At 38.4% G+C, this 26,326-nt stretch carries 27 protein-coding genes, 1 rRNA gene, 3 pseudogenes and 1 riboswitch; of the genes and pseudogenes, 17 read left to right on the top strand and 14 right to left on the bottom strand.

What is annotated here, in order from left to right; translation table 11 throughout:
- The first annotated feature begins 332 nt into the window (after window positions 1-332).
- On the top strand, window positions 333-689 hold the full coding sequence (locus tag E0409_RS02555) for a hypothetical protein (protein ID WP_131287264.1): 357 nt from the start codon (window positions 333-335) through the stop codon (window positions 687-689).
- Between the two features lie 82 nt (window positions 690-771).
- Here the strand turns inward: E0409_RS02555 and E0409_RS02560 are convergent.
- A pseudogene (locus E0409_RS02560) lies at window positions 772-960 on the bottom strand (hypothetical protein); the annotation flags it as partial.
- A 177-nt stretch (window positions 961-1,137) separates the two neighbouring features.
- On the opposite strand from E0409_RS02560, the gene E0409_RS02565 reads away from it, so the two are divergent.
- Window positions 1,138-1,356 carry a hypothetical protein gene (locus tag E0409_RS02565; protein ID WP_131287266.1) on the top strand — a complete coding sequence of 73 codons (219 nt, stop codon included), beginning with the start codon at window positions 1,138-1,140 and terminating at the stop codon, window positions 1,354-1,356.
- 70 nt (window positions 1,357-1,426) lie between these two features.
- On the opposite strand, the gene E0409_RS16940 is transcribed toward E0409_RS02565, so the two are convergent.
- From E0409_RS16940 to E0409_RS02585, 3 genes are all read right to left on the bottom strand, one after another.
- A complete protein-coding gene (locus E0409_RS16940; protein WP_350642246.1) occupies window positions 1,427-1,531 on the bottom strand; it encodes a YHYH domain-containing protein in 105 nt (34 codons plus the stop codon).
- Between the two features lie 541 nt (window positions 1,532-2,072).
- Window positions 2,073-2,540 (bottom strand): Cys-tRNA(Pro) deacylase, encoded by a 468-nt coding sequence (gene ybaK / locus E0409_RS02580; protein WP_131287270.1) that lies wholly within the window; start codon window positions 2,538-2,540, stop codon window positions 2,073-2,075.
- A gap of 342 nt (window positions 2,541-2,882) precedes the next feature.
- Complete coding sequence (locus tag E0409_RS02585; RefSeq protein WP_086194801.1) at window positions 2,883-2,993, bottom strand: hypothetical protein; 111 nt, start codon at window positions 2,991-2,993, stop codon at window positions 2,883-2,885.
- 420 nt (window positions 2,994-3,413) lie between these two features.
- On the opposite strand from E0409_RS02585, the gene E0409_RS02590 reads away from it, so the two are divergent.
- Complete coding sequence (locus tag E0409_RS02590) at window positions 3,414-3,764, top strand: DUF3147 family protein (RefSeq protein ID WP_131287272.1); 351 nt, start codon at window positions 3,414-3,416, stop codon at window positions 3,762-3,764.
- A 193-nt stretch (window positions 3,765-3,957) separates the two neighbouring features.
- Here the strand turns inward: E0409_RS02590 and E0409_RS02595 are convergent, their stop codons facing one another.
- Window positions 3,958-5,178: an alkane 1-monooxygenase gene (locus E0409_RS02595; RefSeq protein ID WP_131287274.1), complete on the bottom strand. Its 1,221-nt coding sequence runs from the start codon at window positions 5,176-5,178 to the stop codon at window positions 3,958-3,960.
- A 192-nt stretch (window positions 5,179-5,370) separates the two neighbouring features.
- On the opposite strand from E0409_RS02595, the gene E0409_RS02600 reads away from it, so the two are divergent.
- Window positions 5,371-6,294, top strand: coding sequence for an AraC family transcriptional regulator (locus E0409_RS02600; RefSeq protein ID WP_131287276.1), 924 nt, complete (start codon window positions 5,371-5,373; stop codon window positions 6,292-6,294).
- Window position 6,295: 1 nt separating this feature from the next.
- Here the strand turns inward: E0409_RS02600 and lpxB are convergent, their stop codons facing one another.
- On the bottom strand, window positions 6,296-7,492 hold the full coding sequence (gene lpxB, locus E0409_RS02605; RefSeq protein WP_131287278.1) for a lipid-A-disaccharide synthase: 1,197 nt from the start codon (window positions 7,490-7,492) through the stop codon (window positions 6,296-6,298).
- Between the two features lie 226 nt (window positions 7,493-7,718).
- Between lpxB and E0409_RS02610 the strand changes: the two genes are divergently transcribed.
- From E0409_RS02610 to E0409_RS02620, 3 genes are all read left to right on the top strand, one after another.
- Window positions 7,719-8,609 (top strand): sulfite exporter TauE/SafE family protein, encoded by an 891-nt coding sequence (locus E0409_RS02610; protein WP_131287280.1) that lies wholly within the window; start codon window positions 7,719-7,721, stop codon window positions 8,607-8,609.
- A 126-nt stretch (window positions 8,610-8,735) separates the two neighbouring features.
- Complete coding sequence (locus E0409_RS02615; RefSeq protein WP_131287282.1) at window positions 8,736-9,827, top strand: 3-deoxy-7-phosphoheptulonate synthase; 1,092 nt, start codon at window positions 8,736-8,738, stop codon at window positions 9,825-9,827.
- Between the two features lie 64 nt (window positions 9,828-9,891).
- A complete protein-coding gene (locus E0409_RS02620; protein ID WP_131287284.1) occupies window positions 9,892-10,419 on the top strand; it encodes a phosphatase domain-containing putative toxin in 528 nt (175 codons plus the stop codon).
- On the opposite strand, the gene ispF is transcribed toward E0409_RS02620, so the two are convergent.
- Window positions 10,407-10,898: a 2-C-methyl-D-erythritol 2,4-cyclodiphosphate synthase gene (gene ispF / locus E0409_RS02625; protein ID WP_131287286.1), complete on the bottom strand. Its 492-nt coding sequence runs from the start codon at window positions 10,896-10,898 to the stop codon at window positions 10,407-10,409. The genes E0409_RS02620 and ispF overlap by 13 nt on opposite strands.
- A gap of 99 nt (window positions 10,899-10,997) precedes the next feature.
- On the opposite strand from ispF, the gene E0409_RS02630 reads away from it, so the two are divergent.
- Both E0409_RS02630 and E0409_RS02635 read left to right on the top strand, forming a co-directional pair.
- On the top strand, window positions 10,998-11,648 hold the full coding sequence (locus E0409_RS02630) for an A1S_1983 family putative colistin resistance protein (protein ID WP_131287288.1): 651 nt from the start codon (window positions 10,998-11,000) through the stop codon (window positions 11,646-11,648).
- 35 nt (window positions 11,649-11,683) lie between these two features.
- A complete protein-coding gene (locus tag E0409_RS02635; RefSeq protein WP_131287290.1) occupies window positions 11,684-12,055 on the top strand; it encodes an MmcQ/YjbR family DNA-binding protein in 372 nt (123 codons plus the stop codon).
- A 38-nt stretch (window positions 12,056-12,093) separates the two neighbouring features.
- Here the strand turns inward: E0409_RS02635 and E0409_RS02640 are convergent, their stop codons facing one another.
- The 5 genes from E0409_RS02640 to E0409_RS02660 all read right to left on the bottom strand — a co-directional run bounded on the left by E0409_RS02640 (window position 12,094) and on the right by E0409_RS02660 (window position 17,045).
- Complete coding sequence (locus tag E0409_RS02640) at window positions 12,094-13,338, bottom strand: D-amino acid dehydrogenase (RefSeq protein WP_131287292.1); 1,245 nt, start codon at window positions 13,336-13,338, stop codon at window positions 12,094-12,096.
- 147 nt (window positions 13,339-13,485) lie between these two features.
- Window positions 13,486-13,575, bottom strand: a riboswitch (glycine riboswitch).
- A gap of 212 nt (window positions 13,576-13,787) precedes the next feature.
- Window positions 13,788-14,330 (bottom strand): GNAT family N-acetyltransferase, encoded by a 543-nt coding sequence (locus tag E0409_RS02645; RefSeq protein ID WP_131287294.1) that lies wholly within the window; start codon window positions 14,328-14,330, stop codon window positions 13,788-13,790.
- Window positions 14,331-14,465: 135 nt separating this feature from the next.
- A complete protein-coding gene (aroC, locus tag E0409_RS02650; protein ID WP_131287296.1) occupies window positions 14,466-15,551 on the bottom strand; it encodes a chorismate synthase in 1,086 nt (361 codons plus the stop codon).
- Window positions 15,552-15,563: 12 nt separating this feature from the next.
- On the bottom strand, window positions 15,564-16,574 hold the full coding sequence (gene prmB, locus E0409_RS02655; protein WP_131287298.1) for a 50S ribosomal protein L3 N(5)-glutamine methyltransferase: 1,011 nt from the start codon (window positions 16,572-16,574) through the stop codon (window positions 15,564-15,566).
- Window positions 16,575-16,679: 105 nt separating this feature from the next.
- Window positions 16,680-17,045 carry a lysozyme inhibitor LprI family protein gene (locus tag E0409_RS02660; RefSeq protein WP_131287300.1) on the bottom strand — a complete coding sequence of 122 codons (366 nt, stop codon included), beginning with the start codon at window positions 17,043-17,045 and terminating at the stop codon, window positions 16,680-16,682.
- A 196-nt stretch (window positions 17,046-17,241) separates the two neighbouring features.
- On the opposite strand from E0409_RS02660, the gene E0409_RS02665 reads away from it, so the two are divergent.
- The 8 genes and pseudogenes from E0409_RS02665 to E0409_RS02700 all read left to right on the top strand — a co-directional run bounded on the left by E0409_RS02665 (window position 17,242) and on the right by E0409_RS02700 (window position 25,215).
- On the top strand, window positions 17,242-17,547 hold the full coding sequence (locus tag E0409_RS02665; protein ID WP_131287302.1) for a hypothetical protein: 306 nt from the start codon (window positions 17,242-17,244) through the stop codon (window positions 17,545-17,547).
- 269 nt (window positions 17,548-17,816) lie between these two features.
- A complete protein-coding gene (locus E0409_RS02670; RefSeq protein ID WP_131287304.1) occupies window positions 17,817-19,190 on the top strand; it encodes an ABC1 kinase family protein in 1,374 nt (457 codons plus the stop codon).
- Window positions 19,191-19,423: 233 nt separating this feature from the next.
- Window positions 19,424-20,710 carry an acyl-CoA dehydrogenase family protein gene (locus E0409_RS02675; RefSeq protein WP_171458776.1) on the top strand — a complete coding sequence of 429 codons (1,287 nt, stop codon included), beginning with the start codon at window positions 19,424-19,426 and terminating at the stop codon, window positions 20,708-20,710.
- Between the two features lie 25 nt (window positions 20,711-20,735).
- Complete coding sequence (locus E0409_RS02680) at window positions 20,736-21,935, top strand: acyl-CoA dehydrogenase family protein (protein ID WP_131287308.1); 1,200 nt, start codon at window positions 20,736-20,738, stop codon at window positions 21,933-21,935.
- A gap of 102 nt (window positions 21,936-22,037) precedes the next feature.
- The gene (locus E0409_RS02685; RefSeq protein ID WP_131287310.1) at window positions 22,038-22,523 is read left to right on the top strand and encodes a GNAT family N-acetyltransferase; all 486 of its coding nucleotides are present in this window, start codon (window positions 22,038-22,040) and stop codon (window positions 22,521-22,523) included.
- 397 nt (window positions 22,524-22,920) lie between these two features.
- Window positions 22,921-23,463, top strand: coding sequence for a type 1 glutamine amidotransferase domain-containing protein (locus E0409_RS02690; protein ID WP_131287312.1), 543 nt, complete (start codon window positions 22,921-22,923; stop codon window positions 23,461-23,463).
- A gap of 86 nt (window positions 23,464-23,549) precedes the next feature.
- Window positions 23,550-24,418 (top strand): annotated as a pseudogene (locus tag E0409_RS02695) (IS982 family transposase).
- A 215-nt stretch (window positions 24,419-24,633) separates the two neighbouring features.
- Window positions 24,634-25,215, top strand: a complete 582-nt coding sequence (locus E0409_RS02700; protein WP_131287314.1) for a lytic transglycosylase domain-containing protein — start codon at window positions 24,634-24,636, stop codon at window positions 25,213-25,215.
- 58 nt (window positions 25,216-25,273) lie between these two features.
- On the opposite strand, the pseudogene E0409_RS02705 reads toward E0409_RS02700, so the two are convergent.
- Window positions 25,274-25,843, bottom strand: a pseudogene (locus E0409_RS02705) (DUF4256 domain-containing protein).
- Between the two features lie 168 nt (window positions 25,844-26,011).
- Window positions 26,012-26,126, bottom strand: a 5S ribosomal RNA gene (gene rrf / locus E0409_RS02710).
- Between the last annotated feature and the right edge of the window lie 200 nt (window positions 26,127-26,326).

Consider the following 26,326-nt stretch of genomic DNA (forward strand, 5'->3'; position numbering starts at 1 on the left):
CGTAAAAAATAAAAGTGACTAGGATTCTAGTCTATTTTTAGATAATTATACCAAATAAAGCATAGGTGATACGCCTCAATTTTCGGACAGGCTTTTAAGTGCTTGTCAGCAACTGAAATTTGATAGCTTAATTATTGTGTATTCTTCTTTCTTGCTGTTTGCAGTAACACAGCAAAAACATAGAGAAATGGTTTTTTTGGTGGCTCTTTTAGTCTGTACAGGGATATATAAAATATCGAAAAAACTTTAAGCTTTTAATTAATTGATCATCTCTTGACCACTTTAAAATAAATAATCAATATAGATATACTAAAAAATACAGAGAATAACCGATGATAGATTTAACAAAGATTGTAAAAGATACAATTGGAGCAGAATCATTCTATCCACTAGAAAAAACACAAAATGCAATTTTTAGCTGTGATTCAACAGATATAAATTTTGTTAAAGACATGCTAAATACGTTCAAAAGAAATTATGAAAAATTGAATCAAGAAATTAAGAATGAAGATTTTTATGATGATTACTACTTTGATATTGAATTTAAAACTCTTTTTTTAGCAATAGACAGGTTGTATAGCTTATTATGTAACAGCCAGTCTGAAGAAGATCGACTAGATGCTACAATATATCAATCATATATTAGAAGCCAAGATAAACACCTAAGAGCAGCTCTTGAAGAACTATAAGCTAATGCCTCTGTCAAAGCCCTCAATTTAGGGCTTTTTCATACTCAATTAAAATTTTCGAAATTTCTTTCGCAATCAGCCCACCATGGGCTTTAAACAACTCTGTCAAAATCTCATCTGAATGATCTTTATCTTTAATAAAGTTTTCAAGTACTTTTGCATGCATCGCCCAAGTATCAAAGTCCTTCATTTGGATCTGACAGACTTCAATATCAATATCCAAAATAGGAACTTTAATACTTCGATTTGTTGCTAAGAAAAAATCATTCATGATGGAATCTCGGGGAAAAATTTAAGCATTAAAAAAGCACCATGAGGTGCTTCTCTTTTCGTGTTAAAAAACTAAAAGTGGTTGATATTCCATAAATGCATATGACATGGTTTTTATCATAAATCAGTTTTATAATATAAAGGTGACACTTTTATTTTTTGCTATTTAGGCTTTTTCATGAAAAATAACTCCTCATCAGATGACTCAGAATCAACCATTTTAGGTTGGAAATTCGTTGCCATAGTTGGTGCTATAACCACTATCTTTTTTACTTTTCTATACTTAGCCATGACCAGCGACCCAGACTATATGCCTAACCGCAAACCCAAGGCAACAATTCAAGAAGCTGCCCCAACCAGCACACCCCAACCACAAGAAAAAACCACGCCTAAGTAATAAAAGAGCAAACAACCACAAATTCTACATATAAGCAGTATTAAAAAAGCACCCTAGGGTGCTTTTATTATTAATGGCAGTGTCGTGTTCCTGTACTTCTTTCATTGTGACATCCATCACTAGCTGTGCGACCACTATGCGAATAAGCTATAGTTGCAACCAAAGTTAAAAGCACTAAAGCTATAATCTTGTTCAAAATATCCCTACATTTTAAAGTAAAGATTCATTTATAGCTGAAGCAGGTTATTTATCAAGCATTAAAAAACCACCCGGAGATGGCGAGAGTGTGGTTTTTATTCAAATAAGCATGGCTGCATAAGTCTCTCAACTTCAGTATTTGCAGTCATTAATAAATCTCTTTTCTTGCGATAACTTCCTAAAACACTACCCGCTAGGCTTGCATCTGATTTAGCCAGATCAAATTGAAGTGATAATTTGTTGTAATATTGTTATAGCTTTGGTCTTGTGAGCGAATAAATTCTCTTGTTTCAAAGAATGCCTTAACTAATGCCCATCGCTACAGCAATAGGATTCACAGTACGACCGCTTGAACTTGTGTTTGTATATAACCATGCCCCAAATTGCAGTAACCATCCCTCTAAATCAAAACGTGACCCTTAATGCGGCTTTTGTTATTTTAAGGGAATAGGAAAAGTGAGTAATAATGTGAGTAACACCTAAAACCATACTCAAATTAATAGTGTTAAATCACATGATTATTCATCAATAATATCGGCAAATTTAGCACCTAAAACCCGAGCTAAATCATCAGGCTTCACCCCTATATCCAACCCCCTTCTTCCACCACTGACATATATCTTGTTCAATAACGCTGCAGACCCATCAACTACCGTTTTTAATCGCTTTTTTTGCCCGACTGGACTAATCCCACCCACCAGATATCCAGTTAAGCGTTCGGCATCTTTAGGATCTGCCATATGTAATTTTTTAGCGCCTACTACTGCAGCTATTTTCTTTAAACTTAATTGATGAGCTACAGGTAAAACGGCGACATAGTAATTTTTATCATCGGTTACCAATAAGGTTTTAAAGACCTCTTTGACTTCTAAATTTAACTTTTCAGCCGCTTCTAGTCCAAAACTTTTTGCATTTACATCATGCTCATATTCATGGATAGAAAATTCGATTTTATTTGATTTCAAAATTTTGCAAGCAGGTGTCATTTTCGATTATATAAAAAACGGGATAAATAAATTATATGCTTTTTCAAAGTCAATGTTTAGCATGCTTAGGCTATTTTTAGCTTATCAACTCATCTCTGGGACACTTTGTCTGAGAACCTAAGTGAGTAAATATCCATATACGAGATTGTATTTAATAAAATCTGTATTTTGAGATTAAGAGAATAAAAATATTTAAATAATTTTATATTTATTAATATGTTATGAATAGAAACAGAGAAATAAAATAAAAACTCAAGCTTCAGTTTTCACTCAACATTGAAACTTATATCTTTCTTGTGGGAAGCTCTCTCAAGGCAGAGCCCCCTATGACTTCCTGACCATTTATAAAAAATATTCCCAAATGACGTAACCTAAACCGAATCCGATGAATGAATAAAGTGTAATGATGAAGAATACAAAGCTAGCTTTATTTTTCTTTTTTAAAAAATTCATATTGATCCTCAAGGCTTGGTCTAAATTGCATCTTATTATTGCACTAATTTAGAGCATATTAAACATTAATAATTTCAACTACGTAGTACAGGCAATACAATGAGCTTAGCTGCAATACTAATTTGTATTTAGATGCTCTTGTCTGGATTCGAGACGAGAGGAAATAGCCCCGAATCCTTACGAGCTAAAACTGCCACAATTGACTAAGAAACAACCAAATTGTTTCAAAACCGGTTTTACACCTGTTTCTTGCTCAGAAATTAATTTTTAAGTCATTGATATTTATATTAATACATAAGTGTTGCAGTGAAAACACTCTGATGGATAGAATCGACATCAGATCCATACCTTTTTGACTTCTTGTAACAACTATACTACTAAACAAACTATAAAATAGGATTTTGGCTATAGGACATTTCCATGGCTTGGCTTATCACTAAGTACGCTATCACGGCAGGTATGATTGTACTTATTTCAGAAGTGGCTAAACGTAGTGACCGCTTAGGAGGACTAATTGCAGCCTTACCTATCGTGACGGTACTTGTACTGATATGGATGAAACTTGAGCAGCAAGATCCACAAAAAATTTCAAATCACGCTTGGTATACATTTTGGTATGTAGTGCCGACCTTGCCTATGTTCTTAGCCTTCCCCATACTTTATCAGCGTTATGGATTTTGGCCATCTATAGCCATTTGCTGTGTAATGACTGTTCTTATCTTCATTTTATGGGCTGCTATATTGCGACATTTCGGCATTGATCTACTGTAAATAAAAGAAAGGGAATTATGTTGGTTTTCCTAAAATCAACATAATACACGTTATACGGAATGTAATTAAATTGTCATATAAAATCAGTATAATACGATGCTGTAAAAAGCCCATTCACCCTCGAATGGGCTTTTTTATGATTTATCAATTAAAGACGTATTCAAAAAATCTTAAATGTTCAGCTTACTGCCCGTTATTCTTTATTTAACAGTCGATCAAGCACGCCAAATTTCTTGAAAATTTTCGCACGGCGTTTTGGATGAATATTGGCTTTATTTAAATCGCCCTCGTAATGGTCAAATACACGTTTATCCATCATTTTAAACCATAGCGATGGAATTAAAGCCGGCAATAACATGGTTGCATAACCACTTGGCAGTTCAGGCGCTTCATCAAAATTACGTAGCGCCTGAAATGGACGTGTCGGATAGGCATGATGATCTGAATGGCGCTGTAATTGGTACAAAAACAAATTGGTGGTAATGTTATTATTATTCCAGCTATGTTCTGGCATAGTACGCGCATATGAGCCATCTGGTTTTTTATCACGCATCAAACCGTAATGTTCAATATAGTTAATAATTTCAAATAAACTCACTCCGTAAAAAGCCTGTGTCGCCAAATACGGAATCACATCCTTACCAAACAGCTTCACCATGCTGGCATGAAAACCTGCACTCATCGCCCAGCCTTGAAACAGTTCATTTTCTTTACTAAAGAAAGATAAACCTTTACGTTTTAAACGGTTTTTTTCAATTTCAACTGCCGATTTAATGCCACCGAATACCGTTCTTGGCCAAAACTCATAAAAGGTTTCCCCCATTTTAGAGGATGCCGGATCTTCAGGTGTTGCCGCACGTTTATGATGCCCATAAGGATGCTCAACACGAAAATGGTTATAAAACAGCGGCATTAATGTGGCATGAGAAAGATAATGATCTTTTTTATTCGGACGGTGTGATAATTCATGGGCAGTATTGACCCCCACACCATTAATTGCCCCCATGGAAACCCCCAAAAGGATTTGATCCAAAAAAGAGGTTTCTTTACGACTCACCACATAGCCTGCAAATAGATTGGCTGCCATTTGCAAAGGAATAAACAGTTTTACAATACGATCGTAATAAGGATCGTTCACTAATGAGGTAATTTGGTCATCGCTTGGGTTGTTACTGTCATTGCCTACAATGGCATCAACACTGGGAATAATCACATGCAGCAATAGAGGACCACCTAAAGCAAATATTTTTTTCGTCGCCTTTGGACCAAACTGATAGCCTGCCAAAATCCCCATGCCAATCACAGGTAAACCGGGACTTAATAACCACCAATAGCGTTTTTTATCGAGGGCTAAACCTGAAGCAGTGGCTAAGGGCTGAATTGTAGTTTGATTTAAATTTACTGGTGCATTCATGCTGGCGATCTTCCCTATTTTTTGTTCTACCGTTATATTTCTAGAAATGGGCCATCAAGAACAGTTTTAAACGTCCAAAAAAGCTATGCAAACGTCCTTGGCATCAATAGCCAATATTTGACCTGAAAACACATGCTTGAGTGAATCAAAGCTTTTGATAATTTTTATTAGATGATGACAGAACGATAATACATGGATGCTTTAAGTAAAATTTTTGATGATATTCATCTAAATAAATCTGAATATATTTATTTAAAACCGCAAGGTGACTGGGCATATTCGTATCAGGAACAAGATGCCATGATTGGCTATGTAGTTCTGGTGGGCAATATGACGATTCAACTGAATCTACACACCCAACTTCAGGTCGAAGCAGGTGATCTGGTGCTGATCCCTTCAGGGCAAAATCACTCTTGTCACAGCAGTCATAAAAGCAACTTAGTTGAAGCCTTAAATATCACTGAACTTTTTGATCAAAAAAGACAGGAAACCATCGAGTTTGGAAGTACAAGCGGTAAACCTGCGCTCATTTTAGCGATCCGCTGTCATATCGATACCATTATGGCGCGGCCTTTACTGAATGCCCTGCCCAACTATATTCATATTCACCATATTACTGGCAGTACCGCACCGGAATGGTTACAAATTGGCTTACATTTTTTGGCGGTTGAAGCCTATCAAATTCGACCGGGTCGCGACAAAATTCTCGATCATCTGGTCAGTATTCTATTTATTGAATGTGTCCGTGACTACATTGCGCAATTACAGGATTGCAATAACTGGCTCAGGGCTTTGGCGCATACCGAACTGGCGAATGCTTTGGCTGCTATTCACGGCAAACCGGAACAGGCCTGGACGGTTGAAAGCTTGGCTGAACAATACTGTATGTCTCGCTCGAAGTTTGCCCCTTTATTTAGCAATATCGTGGGTGAAACACCGTTGGCGTATTTACAGCAATATCGTTTTCGTTTGGCATCGCAGCATTTACGTGAAGGACAATTATCCATACAGCAAATTGCCCATCGCGTTGGTTATTCTTCAGAAACGGCCTTTAGCCAAACCTTTAAACGACTGTTTGATTTAACCCCTAGCCAGTATCGGCAACAATTTCAGTAAATTATTCTGGGTTTGATGTATTCACCGGATTTAAGATGTTCAAAATGGCTTGAACAGGATCTTCACTATTTCCAGAAAGCAACTTCTTGTGCATGGTGATGTGCTGCATCGCCTGAATTTGTGCAGTTTCAACATTCATCAATTTTTCAATTTCAGCTGCCAAATTTTCCGGCGTTGCATCACTTTGGATCAATTCCCGAATGACTTTTTTACCGGCAATAATATTCGGTAAAGAATAATAAGGAATTTTGATCAGGAATTTGATTACCACATAAGTCAGCCAATTCAACTTATAAAAGGTCACCATCGGACGATGCAATAACATCGCCTCTAAAGTTGCAGTTCCTGATGCTAAAGCCACAATATTTGAGGCATTCATGACCTGACGACCAATTTTAGATTCCGTGTCTGTATTTTCCATCAAGCAAACTTTAGCGACAAAATCAGTGGGATACTGTTTTAGCAATGCTTCAATCTGCTGCTTGCGTGCATCATTAATCGCAGGAATCAGGAACACATATTCAGGGTACTTTTGACTCACGATTTTAGCTGCATCCAGTACCAAGGGACCGAGTCTTTCAATTTCACCACGGCGACTGCCCGGTAAAAGTGCAATATGTTTATGTTCAACATTTAAGTCAAGTTCTTGCTTGGCTTCAATCAGTGGGTTTGTGAGCGGCAGTTGACTTGCCAATGGATGACCGACAAAAGCAGCGGGAACATCAAATTGCTTATAAAAGGCTTTTTCAAACGGAAATAAGCACAGCACCAAATCAATACTGGCTTTAATGCTATGTACCCGTCCCTGACGCCATGCCCAAACTGAAGGACTGACATATTGCACGGTTTTAATCGGCAGATTTTTCTGTTTTAAGCTTTTAGATAAGCGTAAATTAAAGTCTGGTGCATCAATCCCTACAAACACATCGACCGGATCTTTAGTCCAGGTATCGACCAGTCCATCGCGGACGGCAAACAGTTTTTTAATATCTTTTAAGACTTCAACAATCCCCATAACCGATAAAATATCCATCGGATAATAACTCTTGAAGCCTTCTGCAATCATTTGCGGACCACCAATACCTTCAAATTCGGCATCAATTCCTTGCTCACGAAAACTACGGATGAGTTTAGCGCCAAGCGTATCTCCAGACACTTCCCCAACCACGATACCGATTTTAAGCTTCCGATTTTGCAAGTGTTTATCCTCAAATTTTTTAAAGTTTAACATAGCTGATCTTTCAGATTAATCATGATAGCGGTGCAAAGCTATTTTTTCTCATCAGAAATGAGGCTTTATCGTCCTGCCTGATCAATGCTATTTTCTATTTCTTTTTTTAGAATAAGTAAATCAATAATCAAGACAACGACTTATATGGAAAAGTCATAACATATGCACGTTTTTTGATATTTGGCATATAACCATGTTTGGTCCACTCGAATTTATTTTAGCAGGTGTTTTGGTCGGTTTCTGCGTTGGAATTACAGGTGTTGGTGGAGGTTCATTAATGACTCCCATCCTGATTAGCCTGTTTAGAATCGAGCCACATATCGCCATTGGAACAGACTTACTTTATGCCGCAATTTCAAAATTCTGCGGTTCAATTGTCCATGCAAAAAAAATGAATATTGTCTGGCCGATTGTCCTTTGGCTTGCTGTGGGTAGTATTCCCGCTTCGTTTGCAACCCATTGGGTTTTAGAAAATTACCTCAGTCATTCAAGTAGCTATAAAGCTGTTTTGACCATGGTCTTGGGCTTTATGTTGACCCTGACCGGTATTTCTATCGTGTTCCGCGGTCACATTGAACGCTTCTTTAACAAGTTCCGTAAGGATGTCCCTTTGGATATGACGCAGGACTTGGAAAAGGTGAACCTGCAAGCGAAAGACAAACGTGCTTATATTATCATTATGGGTATTGTACTTGGCGTATTTGTGACCCTTTCTTCAGTCGGTGCTGGTGCCTTTGGTATCATGGCGCTTGTGCTGATGTTCCCGAATTTACCGATGATCCGTATTATCGGTTCCGATGTCGTCCATGCCGTGCTTTTAACTTTAGTCGCAGGGCTTGGACACATGAGCTCGGGTAATGTAGATTTACATTTACTCGGATGGTTATTGGTCGGTTCAATTCCTGCAATTATCGTAGGAACTTTGATTAGTTCGCGCCTGCCAGAAAAAATTATCCGTAAAATTTTGGGGATTACCCTATTCGCATTAGGCATGAATTTTATGCTTCATCCGGTCAAAGCAAAACCTGTAGAAAAACCGGCTACAGCGCAAGTGATCATTATTGAAAAAACGATGAAAGTTTAATTTAACTATACGATTCATCACTTTTTTTTGACCTATATATTGATCTTTTTTATAACATTGTGAACATACATTCGTGTTATATTCAGATTGAAAATAAACTTTTGTATGATCGAACCAGTGACGGCAATGAATACACTACAGTCAAATCCTATTACACAATCAGACATCGATGACGTGAATGTACAAAGCATTCAGCCTTTGGTAACTCCTGCTGAATTAAAAAAAGAGCTGCCTCTGACTGAACATGCCTATCAAACCGTGCTAAAAGGTCGTGAAACCATTCGCAATATCCTTGATGGTAAAGACAAGCGTCTATTCGTGGTCATTGGTCCTTGCTCAATTCACGATACGGTTGCTGCACATGAATATGCGGATCGTCTCAAAGTTTTAAGCGAAAAAGTGAAAGATACCCTCTACATTGTAATGCGCGTTTATTTTGAAAAACCGCGTACGACTGTGGGCTGGAAAGGTTTAATTAATGACCCTGACATGAATGACTCTTTCAATATTGAAAAAGGTCTTCGTATTGGTCGTCAGCTTTTGGTTGAACTGAATGAAAAAGGATTACCATGTGCCACTGAAGCACTTGATCCTAACTCGCCACAATATTATCAAGATCTGATTTCATGGTCAGCCATTGGTGCACGTACCACCGAAAGCCAGACGCATCGTGAAATGTCTTCAGGCTTATCTTCACCTGTAGGTTTTAAAAATGGTACTGATGGCGGTTTAACCGTTGCGACCAATGCCATGCAATCAGTTAAACACGGTCACAGCTTCTTGGGTCTGAATGATCAAGGTCAGGTTTCTGTCATTCGCACCAGTGGTAACCAATATGCCCACGTGGTACTTCGTGGTGGTAATGGCAAACCGAACTACGATGCAGGTTCTGTTGCAGAAGCTGAAAATGCTTTAGCGAAAGCCAAAGTCAGCAACAAAATCATGATTGATGCCAGCCATGCCAATTCAAACAAAGACCCGTACTTACAACCGCTGGTATTGAAAAACATCACAGAACAAATTCTGGATGGCAACAAGTCGATTGTGGGGCTGATGGTTGAAAGTCATCTGAAAGGTGGTCGTCAGGATATTCCTGAAAATCTGGATGATCTTGAATACGGCAAATCAGTGACTGATGGCTGTATCGACTGGGAAACCACAGAAAAAGCCCTGCTCGATATGCATGAAGCACTCAAAGACGTTTTATCAAATCGCTAAGAGATTTAAAACGCCATCTAACCAGATGGCGTTTCTACTTTAACCTTAGGAAAAATTTTATCTTATGAATGAAGAAATTGAAAATGCATTAAGCCACATCGAGAATTTCCAGTTTATTCACCAACACCTATTCACCTCAGCTCAGCCCAATGCCGAACAGTTACAACTAATTAAAGAATACGGCGTGACCACGATTGTGAATATGGGATTGTCTGATGCAGAGCAACATTTAGCTCATGAAGATAAAATTTGTTTAGAGTTAGGCTTAAATTATATTCAACTACCGATTTCACCAGAAACACCATCTGATGACCAATGTTTACTGATCTTAGACATGCTGGCGCATTTAGTACAAGAACAAATGGTGTGGGTACATTGCAGCAAAAATCATCATGTCAGTAGTTTGATCTATTTATATCGTCAGTACTATATGGATATGGACATGCCTACGGCACAAGAGCTGATGCACAATATTTGGGAACCGAATGAAACCTGGACAGGTCTCATCCATGCGGTAGCTCTACAACTGCAAGGTCGCAAAGCCACCCAAGAATTACAGCAGTCTTTGATGCATCCAGATCATTTTGCCTGATGCGAAATCAACACGGTTGCAGTCGATAAAATACCTTCTTCACGTCCGGTAAAGCCTAATTTTTCTGTGGTTGTGGCTTTAACGCTAATTTGTGTGACATGCACATCCAGAACATCTGCAATACTTTGACGCATTTCTAGATTATGTTTCGCCAATTTTGGGCGTTCACATGCGACTGTAATATCGGCATTATTTAACACATAACCACGATCTAAAATCAGTTGATAGACATGTTTAAGCAAAACACGGCTATCAGCACCTTTAAATTTCGGATCGGTATCTGGAAAATGCTGTCCGATATCACCCAAAGCCAAAGCACCCAATAACGCATCACATAAAGCATGCAACACCACATCACCATCTGAATGCGCTTTTAGGCCTTGAGTATGTGGAATTTTAATCCCTGCCAAAGTGACAAAATCACCTTCTTCAAAGGCGTGTACATCCATTCCCTGACCAATCCGAATTTGTGCGACCACTTTGAGCATCCTTAAGAAATAAATGATTGAGATGTTGTATTCACGCTTTCTATTTCGCTATAGTTACATCAGCGCAACATAGTGAAATTATAAGCGATCATGCTGGTGAATACCGATATTAATCTCATTAAAACATTAAGCACATTATTCAGTATTGGCTGTTTGTGCTCAACTTTGGCTCATGCTCAAAAAATTGACTGTTCTAGCCCCAATACTTCGTCAATGAAACAGATTTGTGCTGAAAATTTTACCCAATCGCGAGAGAAATTAAACAATCACTATATCACTGCATTTTTGGTCAGTGATGCACCAGTTCACCTGTTAGAAGATACCCATACTTTATGGTTTAAGCGTTTACAACAATGTAAAAGTCTGGACTGTTATAAGCAACAATTTGAACTACGTATTGAAGATCTCAACTTTTATACCTCACTGAATCAGAGTTTAACCAATCATTATTTAAAATTTGAAAATGGGCAAATCGCCAGTCAACCGGTGCATTTACAAGTCCATCAACTCAGCAAAGATAGAATTAAAATTGAAGGCATCGCCTACCGCAACCCAAACAATAAACTAGAAACACAAACGATTCCTTTCTTAGCCTATACAACGCCTGACCAGAAAAGTGAGATCATGGATAACGAACATGATTGCAAATATCAGTTCGATTTTAATAAAGCCATTTTATCGGTGAAAACTGAACAGAAAGGTTGTGAGCGCTTTGTGGGTGTATATCGGATTTATGATTAATTACTCAGTTTAATTTTATAAAAAGTGTGGTTCTGATGGATGATCATTCGATTCAGAGAATTGCCATTGAGACAGCTATAAACCTAGTCGCGGCTGAACATTCACAACCTTTTGGCTTTTGGGTGGATGTATACAAAGTCTCGGATAAAATTTTTATGATGGCGATGACCTATCAAAATGAAAAAATTGTCACTCTAAAATGCTCTCCGCAAGACTCTGAAATGCTGCGTGATATCTATCCGTCGATTCGTCCCGGATATCACATGAATAAAAAGCACTGGATCACGATTTATCCAGATAAGGAAATCACCAGGGAATTGGTGCAAGATTTAGTCATTGCCTCATATGAACTGGTAATCAGTAAATTACCTAAACACCAGAAAAAAGGTTTAGAAGCTATAAAATAAAAGCATGAAGCCAATAACTCCATGCTTTTTTAAATTGCTTAAACTGGATGTTGTGAAGCCACTTGCTGACTAATCATCACGGCTGTCGCTGCGGATAATGTCCAACCTAAATGACCATGTCCGGTATTATAAAAAACCCGTTCACGCTTTCCACGGCGTACAATCGGCATCATATTCGGCATCATCGGACGTAAACCTGCCCAAGGTACGACATTTTCAGTGGTAATATTAAAATTCTTGTTCACCCAATCGGTCAGCGGCTGAATACGATCTGCCCGGATATCCCGGTTATAACCATTAAATTCAGCCGTGCCTGCAACACGTAGACGATCTGCGCCTAAACGTGAAGTGACAATTTTCGCACTTTCATCCAACAGGCTCACCCACGGTGCATTCTTGATGCTGTCCTCATCATTTAAATCTAGCGTAATGGAATAACCCTTGACTGGATAGACATTGACGCGATCACCCAATAAATTTGCCAAGTGATAGCTTCCGACACCGCCACAAACCACCACAGCATCCGCTTCCAAAGATTCGACTGTCGCTGCATCTAACAGCATATTTTCATTACTGGCATGGTAAAGCACAGTGACACCTTTGGCATGATGCTTGACATCAGTTACTTCCATACCAAACATGTATTTCACACCATATTTTTCAGATGCTTCGGCAAGCCCCTTGGTAAATTTATGAATATCGCCTGTGGCATCACCGGGACAATAAAAACCACCGTAATATTCGCCTTTCAAACTCGGCTCTATACTTTTAATTTCTTCCGGTGTAACCGGAATTCTTTCTAAACCACCCTCTGTAAGCAAAGTATTCACCCGAGTTGCCACTTCATAATCAAGCTTGCTGTGATAAAAATGTAGAATTCCACGCTTTTCCAAATCAAACTGAATATTTTCTTGTTCAGCAACAGCAAATAAACGCTCCCGGGCTAATAACGCCATTTTTACGGTATCGCGAGTATTGGCTTCGTAATTTTTAATATTGCCAAGGAATTCCATTAACCAGCCATATTTATGCAGGTCAAATGAAGGGTTAAGCAACAGTGGTGCATTCTTATTCGACATCCACTTAATACCTTTCAGTACTGTGGCTTTTTGATTCCACACTTCCGCATTACAGGCAGACAGTTGTCCGCCATTGGCAAATGAGGTTTCCATGGCTGGATATAAATGTTTATCCATGACGGTAACTTTATAGCCCAATTTTGCCAGCTCATAGGCAGAAGTAACACCGGTAATTCCTGATCCGATCACAACGATATGACACATACGACACTCCCTGAAAATGTGTATACATTTCTTCTGAGCCCCATCTGTCATTGATACCTGAGAGCTTCGATCATGACGTTAAAAACTTAACGCTGACCATCCCCTTCGGTGAGCATATTGACTGAATATGCTTCTCTCCAGATTTTTGAAATTATTACAGTCCTTTTGCCTGAGAGTTTCCGGGGTCGTTGCTCCTTCGGCGTGTTCACAGAAGAACATCTCTCCTGCAATAATTACTTATATTAATATGAGCAACTTTTGTACCATTCGCGAGCACTAAATTCATTTATTTGTTAATTAATTCATCTTAAATAAAAATAGTCATATTAATCAAATAATTAATATAAAAATAAATTTAATAAAAACTAAATATCATAAAAATAAAATGAAATCAGTTATTCAAATTCTACTGTTGTATTGATTTAAATGCACCGTTTTAGACATCTTATTTACATCTCTTTAATTACCGACTTTGTCATATGCTGTAATTTCAAATCAATCACAGGTTGCCCTACATTTGCATGAATCGGATACGACTCCACACATGCTGTTTTTGAATAGCCACACCGTTCGTAATATTGAATCAGCTCTGTTCTGGCATCGAGTACAAACATTTCATAACTGATTAAGGTTGGACAAATTGCGAATGCTTTTTGTTCAGCATATGCTAAAATTTGCTTCCCAACACCCTGATTTTGCCAGTCTGAAGCTACACAAAAAGTTCCTATTTCAACGGCATTTTGCTGAAAGGTTAAACCGATACAGGCCACTAAAGCAGAATCTAAATCTTCAACCATTTCAGCAACAAATAGAGAAAAATTCTGCTGGCTCAAACTATCCAATAACTGCTGACGATTGATTCGATCTCCAGCAACAATATCCTGTTCACTGGTCCAACTAGCACCTGTAGTTGTACGATATGCCTGATTAATCAATCCTATGAGGTTGTTGATATCATTTAAATTTGCGGTTCTATATCTTAATGACTTCATTATTTTTCTAAAAAATTGAATTGAAAGAAAATTACCACAAAGCATCATTAAACAAAATTCTATCCATAAAAAAACCAGACTTAAAGTCTGGTTTTTTTATCATTAAAGCTCGTAGCCTTAACGAGTTACTTCGGTTTAAATCGGTGCAAATGGCACAACCACATCCGCATTTTGTGCACGATGGCGCATGAAATGATCCATCAACACAATTGCAAACATCGCTTCAGCGATTGGGGTCGCACGAACACCGACACACGGATCATGACGACCTTTGGTCAATACGTCGGTATCTTCACGATCGATATTAATGGTTTTACCTGGCGTGGTAATACTTGCAGTTGGTTTCAGTGCAATCGCCACACGAATGGTTTGACCACTCGAAATTCCGCCCAAAATACCACCAGCATGATTGGCCAAGAAACCGTCTGTGGTCAATTCATCACGCGATTCATGACCAAACTGTTCTGCAACCGCAAAGCCATCACCAATTTCTACGCCTTTAACTGCATTGATGCTCATCATGGCATGTGCAATATCCGCATCTAAACGGTCAAATACTGGTTCGCCCCAACCTACCGGCACATTCTCTGCAAGAATTTCAAGCTTCGCACCACAGCTAGTGCCTTGCTCGCGAAGTGAAGTGACTAATGCTTCAAAACGTGGAACTGCATCCGCATCACCACAGAAAAATGGATTGTTTGGAACTTCATTCCAATCCAGTTTTTCGGTTTTTTCAGTACCAATTTGTGTTACATGACCACGAATCACAATACCAAACTTTTCAGCCAGATATTTCTTCGCAATTGCACCGGCAGCCACGCGCATCGCAGTTTCACGTGCGCTTGAACGACCGCCACCACGGTAATCACGGAAACCATACTTTTGGGTATAAGTATAGTCAGCATGACCCGGACGGAAAGTCTGCGCAATATTGCCGTAGTCTTTGGATTTTTGATCCGTATTACGAATCAATAAACCAATTGATGTACCTGTGGTTTTACCCTCAAATACACCAGAAATAATTTCGACTTCATCCGGCTCTTTACGCTGAGTTGCAAATTTAGAGGTACCCGGTTTGCGGCGGTCTAAATCTTTTTGTAAATCTGCTTCAGTCAGTTCGATCCCAGGCGGCACACCATCGACAATTGCCATCAGGCCAACGCCATGAGATTCACCACAAGTCGTTACACGGAACAGTTGTCCAATACTATTACCTGCCATGTTCACAACTCCTTATGCTTGAACAGATTGTACAAATAAATCACGGTATTTACGGCATTGCTCTGCTGTTAAAGCAAAAACACCCGAACCACCTTTTTGGAAGGTTAACCAATGGAAATCCACAGTATTAAAGTTCTGTTTCATTGCCCATTCAGAGTTACCTACTTCAATGACAATCAAGCCATCTTCAGTTAGGTAATCTGCAGCTTGCGCCAACATTTTACGAACCAAATCTAAACCGTCTTGACCTGCAGCAAGTGCAAGTTCTGGCTCATGCAAAAATTCAGCTGGTAAATCAGCCATATCTTCTGCATCCACATATGGAGGATTCGATACGATTAAATCATATTGATTTTCAGCAGGAATTTTTGCGAATAAATCTGATTCCATCAATGCAACCTGATATTGCATATTGTGATGTTCAGCGTTAATCGACGCCACTTCTAAAGCTTCTTTAGAAATATCGGTTGCATCCACTTCCGATTCAGGAAAAGCATAAGCCAAAGCAATCGCAATACAGCCCGAACCGGTACACATATCCAAAATACGACGCGGAGTTTGTGGATTATTATTTTCAGGAAGATTGTTCAAAGCTTCACGCATTTGACCATGTTCATCTAGGCAATAAGGTGCAAAACGTTGATTGATCAATTCTGCAATTGGTGAACGTGGAATCAGCACACGCTCATCTACGTAATAAGGTTTGTCGCAGAAATATGCCAGATTCAACAAATATGAAGTTGGCACTTTTTCATTGATACGACGTTCCAGCAAACTGATAAATTCAGCTTTTTCACTTGGCAGTAATTTCGCATCTAAAATTTCTGGATTTGCGTTCCAGTCCAGTGCCAGTGTTTGCAATACTAAAGCCGAGCTTTCTGCAAAAAAGTCTTCTGTACCTTGACCCAAGTGTGCATCGTATTGACGTAGAGCTGAAACACCAAAACGGATAAAATCACGAATAGTTGTTAGGTTTTCAGCGGCTTCCTGTAAATGTTCAGGGCTAATTGTCAGTTGATCCACTTAAGGCATCTCCAAGGTCAAATTTTTAAAGCGCCTTATGATACCTTGTTTTATTGGTTTTTTATAACGTTTCAAGCAGATTAAAAACAATAATCTATTCGCCATTTATTTAATTTGATAATAGTAAGCACGTTCCATCGTCATTTCTAAAACACATTTTTCCTGTTTGACTTTAAGGAAGCTCGAGGTCACTTTTAAATAGCATTGCTGATTAACACGTTTTAACCAAAGCTTATGCTGCTGCTCGACATTACTTTGATTAATCCCACTGTTTTTTAAATAATTTTTATAATATTTATTCAGGATTTTTTCCTGATTTTTCAACTCTTTATCTACACATTTTTTGACTGTTTCAATTTGACCATAAGATGTGTTTAGGCATTTGTTATATTCGTCAGAATATCCTTGTGCTAAAACTGCGGTTGAGCCCAAAGCAGCCATACTGAAAATCACTGGCATTAAAAATCGCATCACATTCCCCTGTCTTAAATGACTCAAATTTAAATAATATTGTTTTGTTTATTCAAAGATACTACAACAATCATGTGCAAATTCCTATATCACTGCAGCTCAAGCCTAAATCAGATAAAAACTTCATTACAATTACACATTGAATCTGCACCAAATGCCCTTATATACTTTTCACTCTCTGTCTAAATATTTTTTTATGAGCTACAAACACAATAATTTAATGGCAATGCGCCAAAACTATTGGAATGACACAGATTCAGCCCAGGTTGAAAGCGAGAAACAATTCTTTCAGCAAACCTTGATTGAATACAACATCTACACAGCCCCATCAGAAGATGATGCCAAATATCTGTTCTTTAGTTTACCCAGCATTATTATTGTCAAAGGTTATGCCCTCGGTTTTAAACATGACACTGTTCAAGCTATGATTTTTAAACATATTCAAGATAATAAAACCGTGTTGAAGCAAAAAAGTGACATTAAAATTCAATTCCGCATGTAAATATTTATCTAATCTACCTTCATCACAATTGCCTGTGCGGGTATCCTTCTCAAGGCTGATAAAAGTGTGAGTAACCCATTTATTTCACGCGTGTGAAAAGCGTCTAGTTCTTATAGGACTAGAGCTTTTATGGAAAATAAATTAAATATTAAGCATATTAATGCCCTGTACAGCAGGTTGAACTTTTTTAATACGTGAATACGCGGTAATATCCGCTACAATTAATTATTTAATTATTCTGCGACTTGCTGATTAAAGGATTTTGTTTAATGTCAGATCAGAACGATAAGCTTAAACAACTCAAAACCTCCTCTATGGATCGACGTTTATCTATCGCTAAAGCATCCTTACTGGCAGGGACGCGATGGGCGGCCTCTAGCGCAACCACCATGTTTTCCAGTGAAGCAGAAAAAGAAAAGAAACGTAAAAAAGCCATGAAAGAACAAGCCGATTATCTTGTTTCTGAAATTGGAAAACTTAAAGGTTCTATCGTTAAAATTGGGCAAATGATGGCGCTTTATGGCGAACATTTTTTACCTGAAGAAATTACTCAAGCGCTGAATACTTTAAATAATCAAACCATTGCACTTGCCTGGCCTGCGATTAAACAACATCTAGAACAACAATTGGGTTCTAAGCTCAATGACTTAACCATAGATCATGAACCTTTAGGCACCGCCTCTTTAGCCCAGGTACATCGTGCCACACGAAAATCAGATGGTTTGGAAATTGTACTCAAAATCCAGTATCCGGGTGTAGCAGCGGCCATTGATTCAGACATGAGCCTGTTTAAAAACATGCTCAAATTGACCCGCATGGTGCCGCAAACACGCGAATTTGATCAATGGTTTGATGAAGTTCGTGAAATGATGCATCGCGAAGTGAATTATGACATTGAAGCTGCGACCACACGTCGTTTTGCCGAGCGTTTAAAAGATGATCCTCGCTATATTGTGCCGCAGATTGTGGATGAATATTGCACAGATCAAATTTTATGCATGACTTTTGAACGAGGCGTACCAATCAATAGCCCTGTGATGCTGTCTTTGCCTCAAGAGCGTCGCAACCAGCTCGGTGAAGCCTCTCTCGAGATTGCGGTACGTGAAATTTTTGAATGGGGCGAAATGCAAACCGATCCAAATTTTGGCAATTATCTGGTGCGTTTGGGCAATGGTGAAGATAGCCAAGATAAAATTGTACTGTTAGATTTTGGTGCTATTCGTCAATTTGACGAACATTTGCTGAGTGTTGCACGCAATTTGATCCATGCCGGTTATCATCACAATATTGATGAAATGGTTCGTGCCATGACAGGTTATGAATTCTTTGACTCCATTCCGCAAAGCATTAAGCCAGACATGGCCAAAGTGTTTTTACTCGCCACAGAAGCATTTAGTACAACTGCTAATAATCCAGACTTACCTGAAGGTGTGATGGATGAGCAGCAACGCTATGACTGGAAAAAAAGCCAATTGCATAGTCGCGTAATGCAACGTGCATCCAAATCGATGGCATCGCGTTATTTCAGCGTTCCTCCGAAAGAATTTATGTTTATTAGTCGTAAATTCATTGGGGCATACACTTTTATGACTGTCATTGATGCAAAAACCAATGTGCGCAAGATGGTCGAAAAATTCTTATAATCTATACTGACTAGAGTGACTGCATTGTCATTCTAGTCAACCTTATCTTTCTAACCCGCCTTTATAATAACTAAAAACAATATTATTCAATCATTTAATAACTTTAAAATTCATTTTCAATCATTTATCCAAGTCATTTTTAATTGTCAGTCATGACATAGTCTTTTCCAAGTTCGCATGTCAGCATAAAAATACAAAGAATCGAAAATCGATGGACGATAACAATGACCAATATGGTAAATAAAGCACAAGGATTTGGGCTATCACTCATCACTAAAATTGCAGGTAGCGAGGTTCTTGATCAATTCAAACTGCGTAAATTTCTTGAAAAATCGTTATATCAAGGTTCAAAAATCGGTTTTAAAACCTTAACTATAACCCAAAAAGCATTTAAAACCAATTCTCAGGTCAGCAAACAACGCCTTCCCAATCAACATAAATCTTTATTTGATTTAAGTCTGACTGAAGAACAGCAAATGACCTGTGATGCGATGAATCAATTTGCAGCAGAAGTGCTTTACCCCTCAGCGGCTGAAGCAGACAATAATGAAAAATTTCCAGCAGCACTTTGGCAATATACTATTGATTTAGGACTGAATTACTATGTGCTTCCTGAAGCTTTAGGTGGAGTTGCGACGGAAAAGAATATTTTAAGCAATATTTTAATTGCTGAACATTTAGCCAAAGGAGATTTCAGCTTAACGGCAGGCTTACTGTCCACATTTAGTGTGATAAATGCCATTACCCAGTGGGGTTCGGAAAAAGTTCAGTCCACCTATTTAGCAAGCTTCGCAAATGATCCCGATATTCACGCCACATTTGCGGTACAAGAAGCAACCGCTGCATTTAACCCTTTCAAGCTAAAAACCAAAGCAACTTCAATTCATGGAAAATATACCCTTCATGGAGAAAAAACTTTAGTGATGTTGGGTGAAACTGCCGATCTATTTCTGGTGAATACTGAACTGAATGGCTCACCAGAGGTTTTCATTGTAAAACGCGACAGCAGCATTACAGCGAAGAAAAGTCCAGCTATGGGGTTAAAAGCTGCAGAAACAGTGACCTTACATTTTAATAATAGTCCGGCTGAATTATTAGGTGATGACGACTTTAATTACCCGGTCTTCTTGGATTTGGGCAATTTGATGTGGTGCGCCATGGCTGTTGGAACTTGCGAAGCCGTAAAAGCCTATTGCATTGAATATGCCAATCAACGTACTGCTTTTGGTGAGCCTATTTCACACCGCCAGAGTGTGGCATTTATGATTGCAGATATGGCGATTGAAATTGATGCCATGCGTATGTTGATTTTAAACGCAGCCAGTCTTGCTGAAGCAGGTCAAGCTTTTCATCGTGAAGCCTATTTGGCACGTTTACTCTGTGCAGAAAAATCGATGAAAATTGGCACGGATGGAGTACAAATTCTAGGTGGACATGGTTTTACCAAGGAGCATCCGGTTGAGCGTTGGTATCGTGATTTGCGTGCAACAGCGATCTTACATTCAGGCTTACATGCTTAATCTATAACAATAAGGAATCGAGCCAATGAATTTACAAAATCCTAAAAAATTTAAGATGTTGATAGATCAAGCCCATGAATCTGCTTTAAATGTACTACGCCCCATTTCACGTAAATATGACAAAGCTGAACACAGCTATCCCAAAGAACTCGACATGTTTGCCTCACTCATTGATGGCATGAATGATGGTGGCGAAGGCATCAATGCGGGGGCTGCTGTCGGAAAGCGCGGTACGACAGAAACTGGAAATAAAAATGGCGTCAACATGTCCACGGTACTCGGCGTGATCGAGATGTGCTATGGAGATACCGGCTTATTACTCAGTATGCCTCGTCAGGGTTTAGGGAATTCTGCCATTGCAGCCGTAGCAAATGAAGAACAGCTGGAACATTTCAAAGGCACATGGGCGGCTATGGCCATTACTGAACCCGATTGCGGTTCAGACTCAGCAGCAATTCGAACCACAGCCACTAAAGATGGTGACCATTATATTTTAAATGGTGAAAAGATTTTCGTGACCTCAGGTGAGCGTGCTGACTCGGTGGTGGTCTGGGCAACTCTAGACAAAAAACTTGGACGAGCTGCAATTAAATCCTTTGTGGTGCCTAAGAGTACACAAGGAATGAAAGTGGAACGCCTGGAACATAAACTGGGAATTAAAGCATCAGATACTGCAGTGATTCGTTTCATTGACTGCCGCGTTCCTGCTGAAAACCTACTCGGTCATGCTGAAATTGATGTGGCTAAAGGTTTCGCAGGAGTCATGGAAACTTTTGACAATACTCGACCACTGGTTGCTGCCATGGCAGTCGGATGTGCCAAAGCCTCATTGGAACGAATTAAGGAAATTTTCAAAGATCAATTAGATAATAATTATGCTATCCCCTATTTACAGACCTCACATATTGCAGCGCAGATTTACCGTATGGAAGCGGAATGGGAAGCTGCACGTTTACTCACAATGAAAGCCGCCTGGATGGCTGACAATAAAAAACCAAACTCACGTGAAGCCTCCATTTCCAAAGCCAAGGCTGGCCGCATTTGTAATGAAATTACCTTAAAATGTGTCGAGCTTGCAGCAAGCGTTGGTTATAACGAAGATGAATTATTGGAGAAATGGGCACGTGACTCCAAAATTCTTGATATTTTTGAAGGTACCCAACAGATTCAACAATTAATTATTGCACGTCGGGAATTGGACAAGAGTTCAAGTGAATTAAAATAATTTCTCGCTTTTTCAAAGCATAAAATCGGCCAAAAGATGGATTTTTATCAGATATAGCGTTATAAAAATCCATCTCTTTTTTATTTCTATATATTTAAGCTTATGTATCAAGTTAGACCTATTCAAGCACAAGATAATGCTGAAATTGCACGCATTATTCGGGAAGTTTCCAAAGAATTCGGACTCGCACCTGAATCAGGTTTTGCTGTAGCTGACCCAATTTTAGATGACTTATACACGGTTTATCATCAACCTAATGCGCAATACTGGGTGATTGAAAATGAACAGGGTGAAATTTTAGGTGGTGGTGGTTTATCGCCTTTAAAAGGTGATCACACCATTCTAGAAATTCAAAAAATGTATTTTTTACCAGAAATACGCGGTCTAGGATTCGCCAAGCAACTTCTAGAAAAAGCTTTTCAGTTTACCCTACAGCATGGTTTTCATTCTTGCTATTTAGAAACCACCAAAGAACTTTGGCAAGCCGTCAAACTTTATGAAAAATTAGGGTTTGAATATTTAAATCACCCCAAAGGCAACACAGGTCATAGTCAAGCCTGTGAAATCTGGATGGAAAAACGACTGTAATTCTTCTACATTTTTAAAAATGTTCTCGCCTTCAAAAGAACATTTTTTAATTTGGGATTTCCTAAATTCGCCCTTTTGATTTATATCCATGTCAGCATTTGCTTACACAGAAAGCACTCATTGACCCCTATGCTAAAATCAGCAGGAGCCTTAATATAAAAACATCAGGAAGCATGATGTTTCCATAATAAAAATAATAAACGATATAAGCCGGATGCATAAAGGTAAAACAGGAGTTATACCTTGTAACTAATATGAATAAGCCTCGTCACGATGATGGGGCTTATTTTTTGCCAAGAATTTTCAAACCTTAACAAGAATAAGCCAAAATTTGTACAGCTTCATGGGTTCAACTTGCTAATGTTGAACTTTCAATCAGTCATTCAGGATCACTAAAATGTCTAAAAAAGCCTTATTTATTACTTCCAATGTGGGCGTAGAACAAGATGAGCTGATCAAACCGTCTGAATATTTACAATCAAAAGGTATTGAAGTGATTCATGCCGCAGAAGAACAAAAGGATGTTCAAACGGTTAAGAGTGATAAGGAACGTGCAACCTCTTATACTCCGCAAACCACTTTATCTAGAGTCTCTCCTGAGGATTATGATATTTTGGTCATTCCTGGAGGAACGGTAAATGCTGATATCCTTCGATTAAATAAGGATGCTCACAAAATTATTCAGCACTTTACAGATAATGCAAAACCTATTGCTGCCATTTGTCACGGACCTTGGGTATTAATTAATGCGGAAAGAATTAAAGATAAAAATTTAACCTCTTATAAAAGTATAAAACTGGATTTAGAAAATGCTGGTGCGAATTGGGTCGATGAAGAAGTTCATCGCTGCAATACCAATAATTGGCCCTTGATCACATCACGAAGCCCCGATGACATCCCTGCTTTTAATCAAGCCATTGTGCAAGAATTGAGTAATTAACCTGAATCGCGGATAAGAAATTAGCTTGAAAAAAGGTGGCTGAAAACCATTAGGGAGTTACCACACCACTTATGCCTTCAGCTACCATGTTCGATTTTACATATTTCTTCCGCATGATCGATGATTTTTTCAGAAATTTGAAGCAAGCTATTGGTAATTTTTGAAATACAGCAACAAGCGTTTGAGAATGCGATCTTCTCAATTGAAAATTTCAGAAATCGTGTTCATCGCCATTTGGCATAAATGCTCTCATTTCAATAACTTCAAAGCATTCTTTTTTTCATTAAAGCACAATCACAGTCAACTGTTTCGATATTTACCGTGTTACCAACGAATGGTTTATCTCATCAGCGCACATCAATTGGCACTGCATGCTTTACATTTTTCCTTGATGAAAGATTGTCAAAGTCATTATTTATGGATCGATTCGACGACGCTACCTGTATGCAGAAATCAGCGCATTCAACGGCATAAATCTCTAGCAGCGATTGCCACGCGCGGTAAAAGCTCAATGGGATGGTTCTTTGGCGGTAAGCTGCATTTAATCATGAATCAGTCAGGAGACATGGTCAGTACAGCTTTATCAAATGGACATACAGCAGATATTAAAATGGTTGAACAGTTGGTAGAAGGATTAAAAGCCAAGTTCTATGCTGATCGTGGCTATATCAGTCAGGAATTAAAGAGCAGATTGAAAGCACAAGGTACTGATTTAATTACCTATCACCGAAAGAATATGAAATCTGTGCAACTCTCAACAGCAGATGAATATCACTTAAAGCAGCGTAATAAAATAGAGACTTTATTCAGCCTGTTAAAAGGAAAATATCATTTGGTGACGAGTAAAGCAAGAAGCATTGAAGGATACTTGGCGGGAATTCATGCATCTTTATGTGCTTACCAGTTATGTCATCAAAACAAGCCAGCTATTCGAGTAATGGAATTATTGGCTTAAGCAGGATTTAGGTTAATTAACAAAATTTTTAAGCGGTGAGTCCCATTAATATAATGGGACGCTTTAATTTAAAGATTGAAACATTAAATTATTGAATGCTTCATTCATAAAAATACTTCACAAATCGTTTGAATAATCCTAAAAATCAACTATTGACTCGTTTTACACAGGCCACTAGCATAACTACAATAAAATTTTACTTTGGGTTTCTAACCTTGTTAATTACACATCATTTATCTCAGTTACGCTCAAAATTATCCCCTAATAATTTTTTTACATTTAAATCAACAGCTATAGTCATTACTGCTCTAACTTTTACCGGCTGTACATCCTTTGGTGGGAGTTCAGTCGCTAAACGATCTGCCAAATTATCCACTGGCATACAAAAAGCATATGCTGTTGCACCCGATACGGCAAATCGTGTATCTCCGATGATTATCCAAAGTGCGGACAAATATGCTGTTGATCCATTACTATTAGCGGCCATGATCCGACAAGAATCAAGTTATAAGAACTATGCCATTTCATCCGCAGGTGCTGTTGGACTTACTCAGGTGATTCCACGTTACTGGCAACAAACTTGTCCAGGTGATTTAAGTGATGAATATCATAATATTAATTGCGGCACCTATATTTTAGCCACCTATAACAATAAAGCAGGAAGTTGGCCTAAAGCTCTTGCCTATTACAATGTTGGACCTGCAGGCTATAACTCCAGTTCTAAGATGAAAAAACAAGGTGAAAAGTATGCAAGACAAGTTAAACAACATCACAGCACTTTAAAAGGTGCTTTATAAATTTAATCGAAATCCTTCTGTCTATTACATAGGAGGATATTATTCATTTGTTATAATTTTAGACTCTAAGTAACGCTCGAAAACCTCGAGAAGCATAATAAGATTCTGCTCCATTATGATAAACAAAAACTCGTCCATAACGTTTATCCGCAAAAAGAGCGCCACCTTTCTTGCGGATATCATCCGGTGTAAATAACCAGCTTGAAGTTTTCAGATCCATTGAATCTATCGCTTGCAGTTCATAATAATCATGCTCGGTTAACAATTCGACTCCCTAAGCAAGATCCAAGACTGAATTTTCAGGTTTATGGGCTTTCCGAGAATATAGTGCTTTCCGGTCATAACATAATCTCCTACGACCTGATGGACTCTCTATACTACAATCCATAAAAATATACTGATCGGTAATATGATCATGCAATACCACATCAGGCTCACCACCTGTTTGCTCCATTGCATGTAATGAGCACATTTTATCTTGATTCCCCTCCAACTTATGTTGGATCTTCGACCATTGCATGGCTTTATGCCGCTGCATATTTTGTTCAAATCGTATTTTTAGAGTATTCAAAAGATCTGCTGTTTGTTGTGTAGTTAATTGTTTTTCTATATATTTATTTTCTTTCATTTTATATCACTCTATTTTATTCTAAATATTTTGCATGATTTGTTTCACAGACTACAAGTCTAAAAAGAATGCGGAATTGTACAGATCATATCCTTTCCGCTTTCCCTTTTTTATAGGCATAAAAAAATCCCCCTGGCTCTTGGAGTCAGGGGGATTTTAGAATTAATGAGCTGGCGATGACTTACTCTCACATGGGTAACCCCACACTACCATCAGCGCAAAGAGGTTTCACTTCTGAGTTCGGGAAGGGATCAGGTGGTTCACTCTTGCTATTGTCGCCAGCACAACTGTTTATGGATACTCGCTTAGTCTTACGTTTGTGCTAAGGTTTTTTCCAAATCTTTACAGATTGGGCTGTTTGAGTTGCTATTGTCTAACTAACGCTTCACTAAATCAAGTTTTTTGTATCGATTCAATCGAACCATACAACTGTTTGGGTGTTGTATAGTCAAGCCTCACGAGTAATTAGTATTGGTCAGCTTC

It is taken from the genome of Acinetobacter sp. ANC 4862, from assembly GCF_004336635.1.
Classification (GTDB): domain Bacteria; phylum Pseudomonadota; class Gammaproteobacteria; order Pseudomonadales; family Moraxellaceae; genus Acinetobacter.

Bases quoted from the DNA above. Each gene is read 5' to 3' on its own strand.
- E0409_RS02585 (WP_086194801.1), bottom strand. From the start codon at position 2,993: ATGAATTTTTTAAAAAAGAAAAATAAAGCTAGCTTTGTATTCTTCATC.
- E0409_RS02610 (WP_131287280.1), top strand. From the start codon at position 7,719: ATGTTTGGTCCACTCGAATTTATTTTAGCAGGTGTTTTGGTCGGTTTC.
- E0409_RS02690 (WP_131287312.1), top strand. From the start codon at position 22,921: ATGTCTAAAAAAGCCTTATTTATTACTTCCAATGTGGGCGTAGAACAA.
- E0409_RS02665 (WP_131287302.1), top strand. From the start codon at position 17,242: ATGAGCTACAAACACAATAATTTAATGGCAATGCGCCAAAACTATTGG.
- E0409_RS02565 (WP_131287266.1), top strand. From the start codon at position 1,138: ATGAAAAATAACTCCTCATCAGATGACTCAGAATCAACCATTTTAGGT.
- E0409_RS02595 (WP_131287274.1), bottom strand. From the start codon at position 5,178: ATGAATGCACCAGTAAATTTAAATCAAACTACAATTCAGCCCTTAGCC.
- E0409_RS02600 (WP_131287276.1), top strand. From the start codon at position 5,371: ATGGATGCTTTAAGTAAAATTTTTGATGATATTCATCTAAATAAATCT.
- E0409_RS02640 (WP_131287292.1), bottom strand. From the start codon at position 13,338: ATGTGTCATATCGTTGTGATCGGATCAGGAATTACCGGTGTTACTTCT.
- aroC (WP_131287296.1), bottom strand. From the start codon at position 15,551: ATGGCAGGTAATAGTATTGGACAACTGTTCCGTGTAACGACTTGTGGT.
- E0409_RS02620 (WP_131287284.1), top strand. From the start codon at position 9,892: ATGAATGAAGAAATTGAAAATGCATTAAGCCACATCGAGAATTTCCAG.
- E0409_RS02645 (WP_131287294.1), bottom strand. From the start codon at position 14,330: ATGAAGTCATTAAGATATAGAACCGCAAATTTAAATGATATCAACAAC.
- E0409_RS02680 (WP_131287308.1), top strand. From the start codon at position 20,736: ATGAATTTACAAAATCCTAAAAAATTTAAGATGTTGATAGATCAAGCC.
- E0409_RS02630 (WP_131287288.1), top strand. From the start codon at position 10,998: ATGCTGGTGAATACCGATATTAATCTCATTAAAACATTAAGCACATTA.
- ybaK (WP_131287270.1), bottom strand. From the start codon at position 2,540: ATGACACCTGCTTGCAAAATTTTGAAATCAAATAAAATCGAATTTTCT.
- E0409_RS02555 (WP_131287264.1), top strand. From the start codon at position 333: ATGATAGATTTAACAAAGATTGTAAAAGATACAATTGGAGCAGAATCA.
- E0409_RS02675 (WP_171458776.1), top strand. From the start codon at position 19,424: ATGGTAAATAAAGCACAAGGATTTGGGCTATCACTCATCACTAAAATT.
- E0409_RS02635 (WP_131287290.1), top strand. From the start codon at position 11,684: ATGGATGATCATTCGATTCAGAGAATTGCCATTGAGACAGCTATAAAC.
- E0409_RS02670 (WP_131287304.1), top strand. From the start codon at position 17,817: ATGTCAGATCAGAACGATAAGCTTAAACAACTCAAAACCTCCTCTATG.
- E0409_RS02615 (WP_131287282.1), top strand. From the start codon at position 8,736: ATGAATACACTACAGTCAAATCCTATTACACAATCAGACATCGATGAC.
- E0409_RS02590 (WP_131287272.1), top strand. From the start codon at position 3,414: ATGGCTTGGCTTATCACTAAGTACGCTATCACGGCAGGTATGATTGTA.
- E0409_RS02660 (WP_131287300.1), bottom strand. From the start codon at position 17,045: ATGCGATTTTTAATGCCAGTGATTTTCAGTATGGCTGCTTTGGGCTCA.
- E0409_RS02685 (WP_131287310.1), top strand. From the start codon at position 22,038: ATGTATCAAGTTAGACCTATTCAAGCACAAGATAATGCTGAAATTGCA.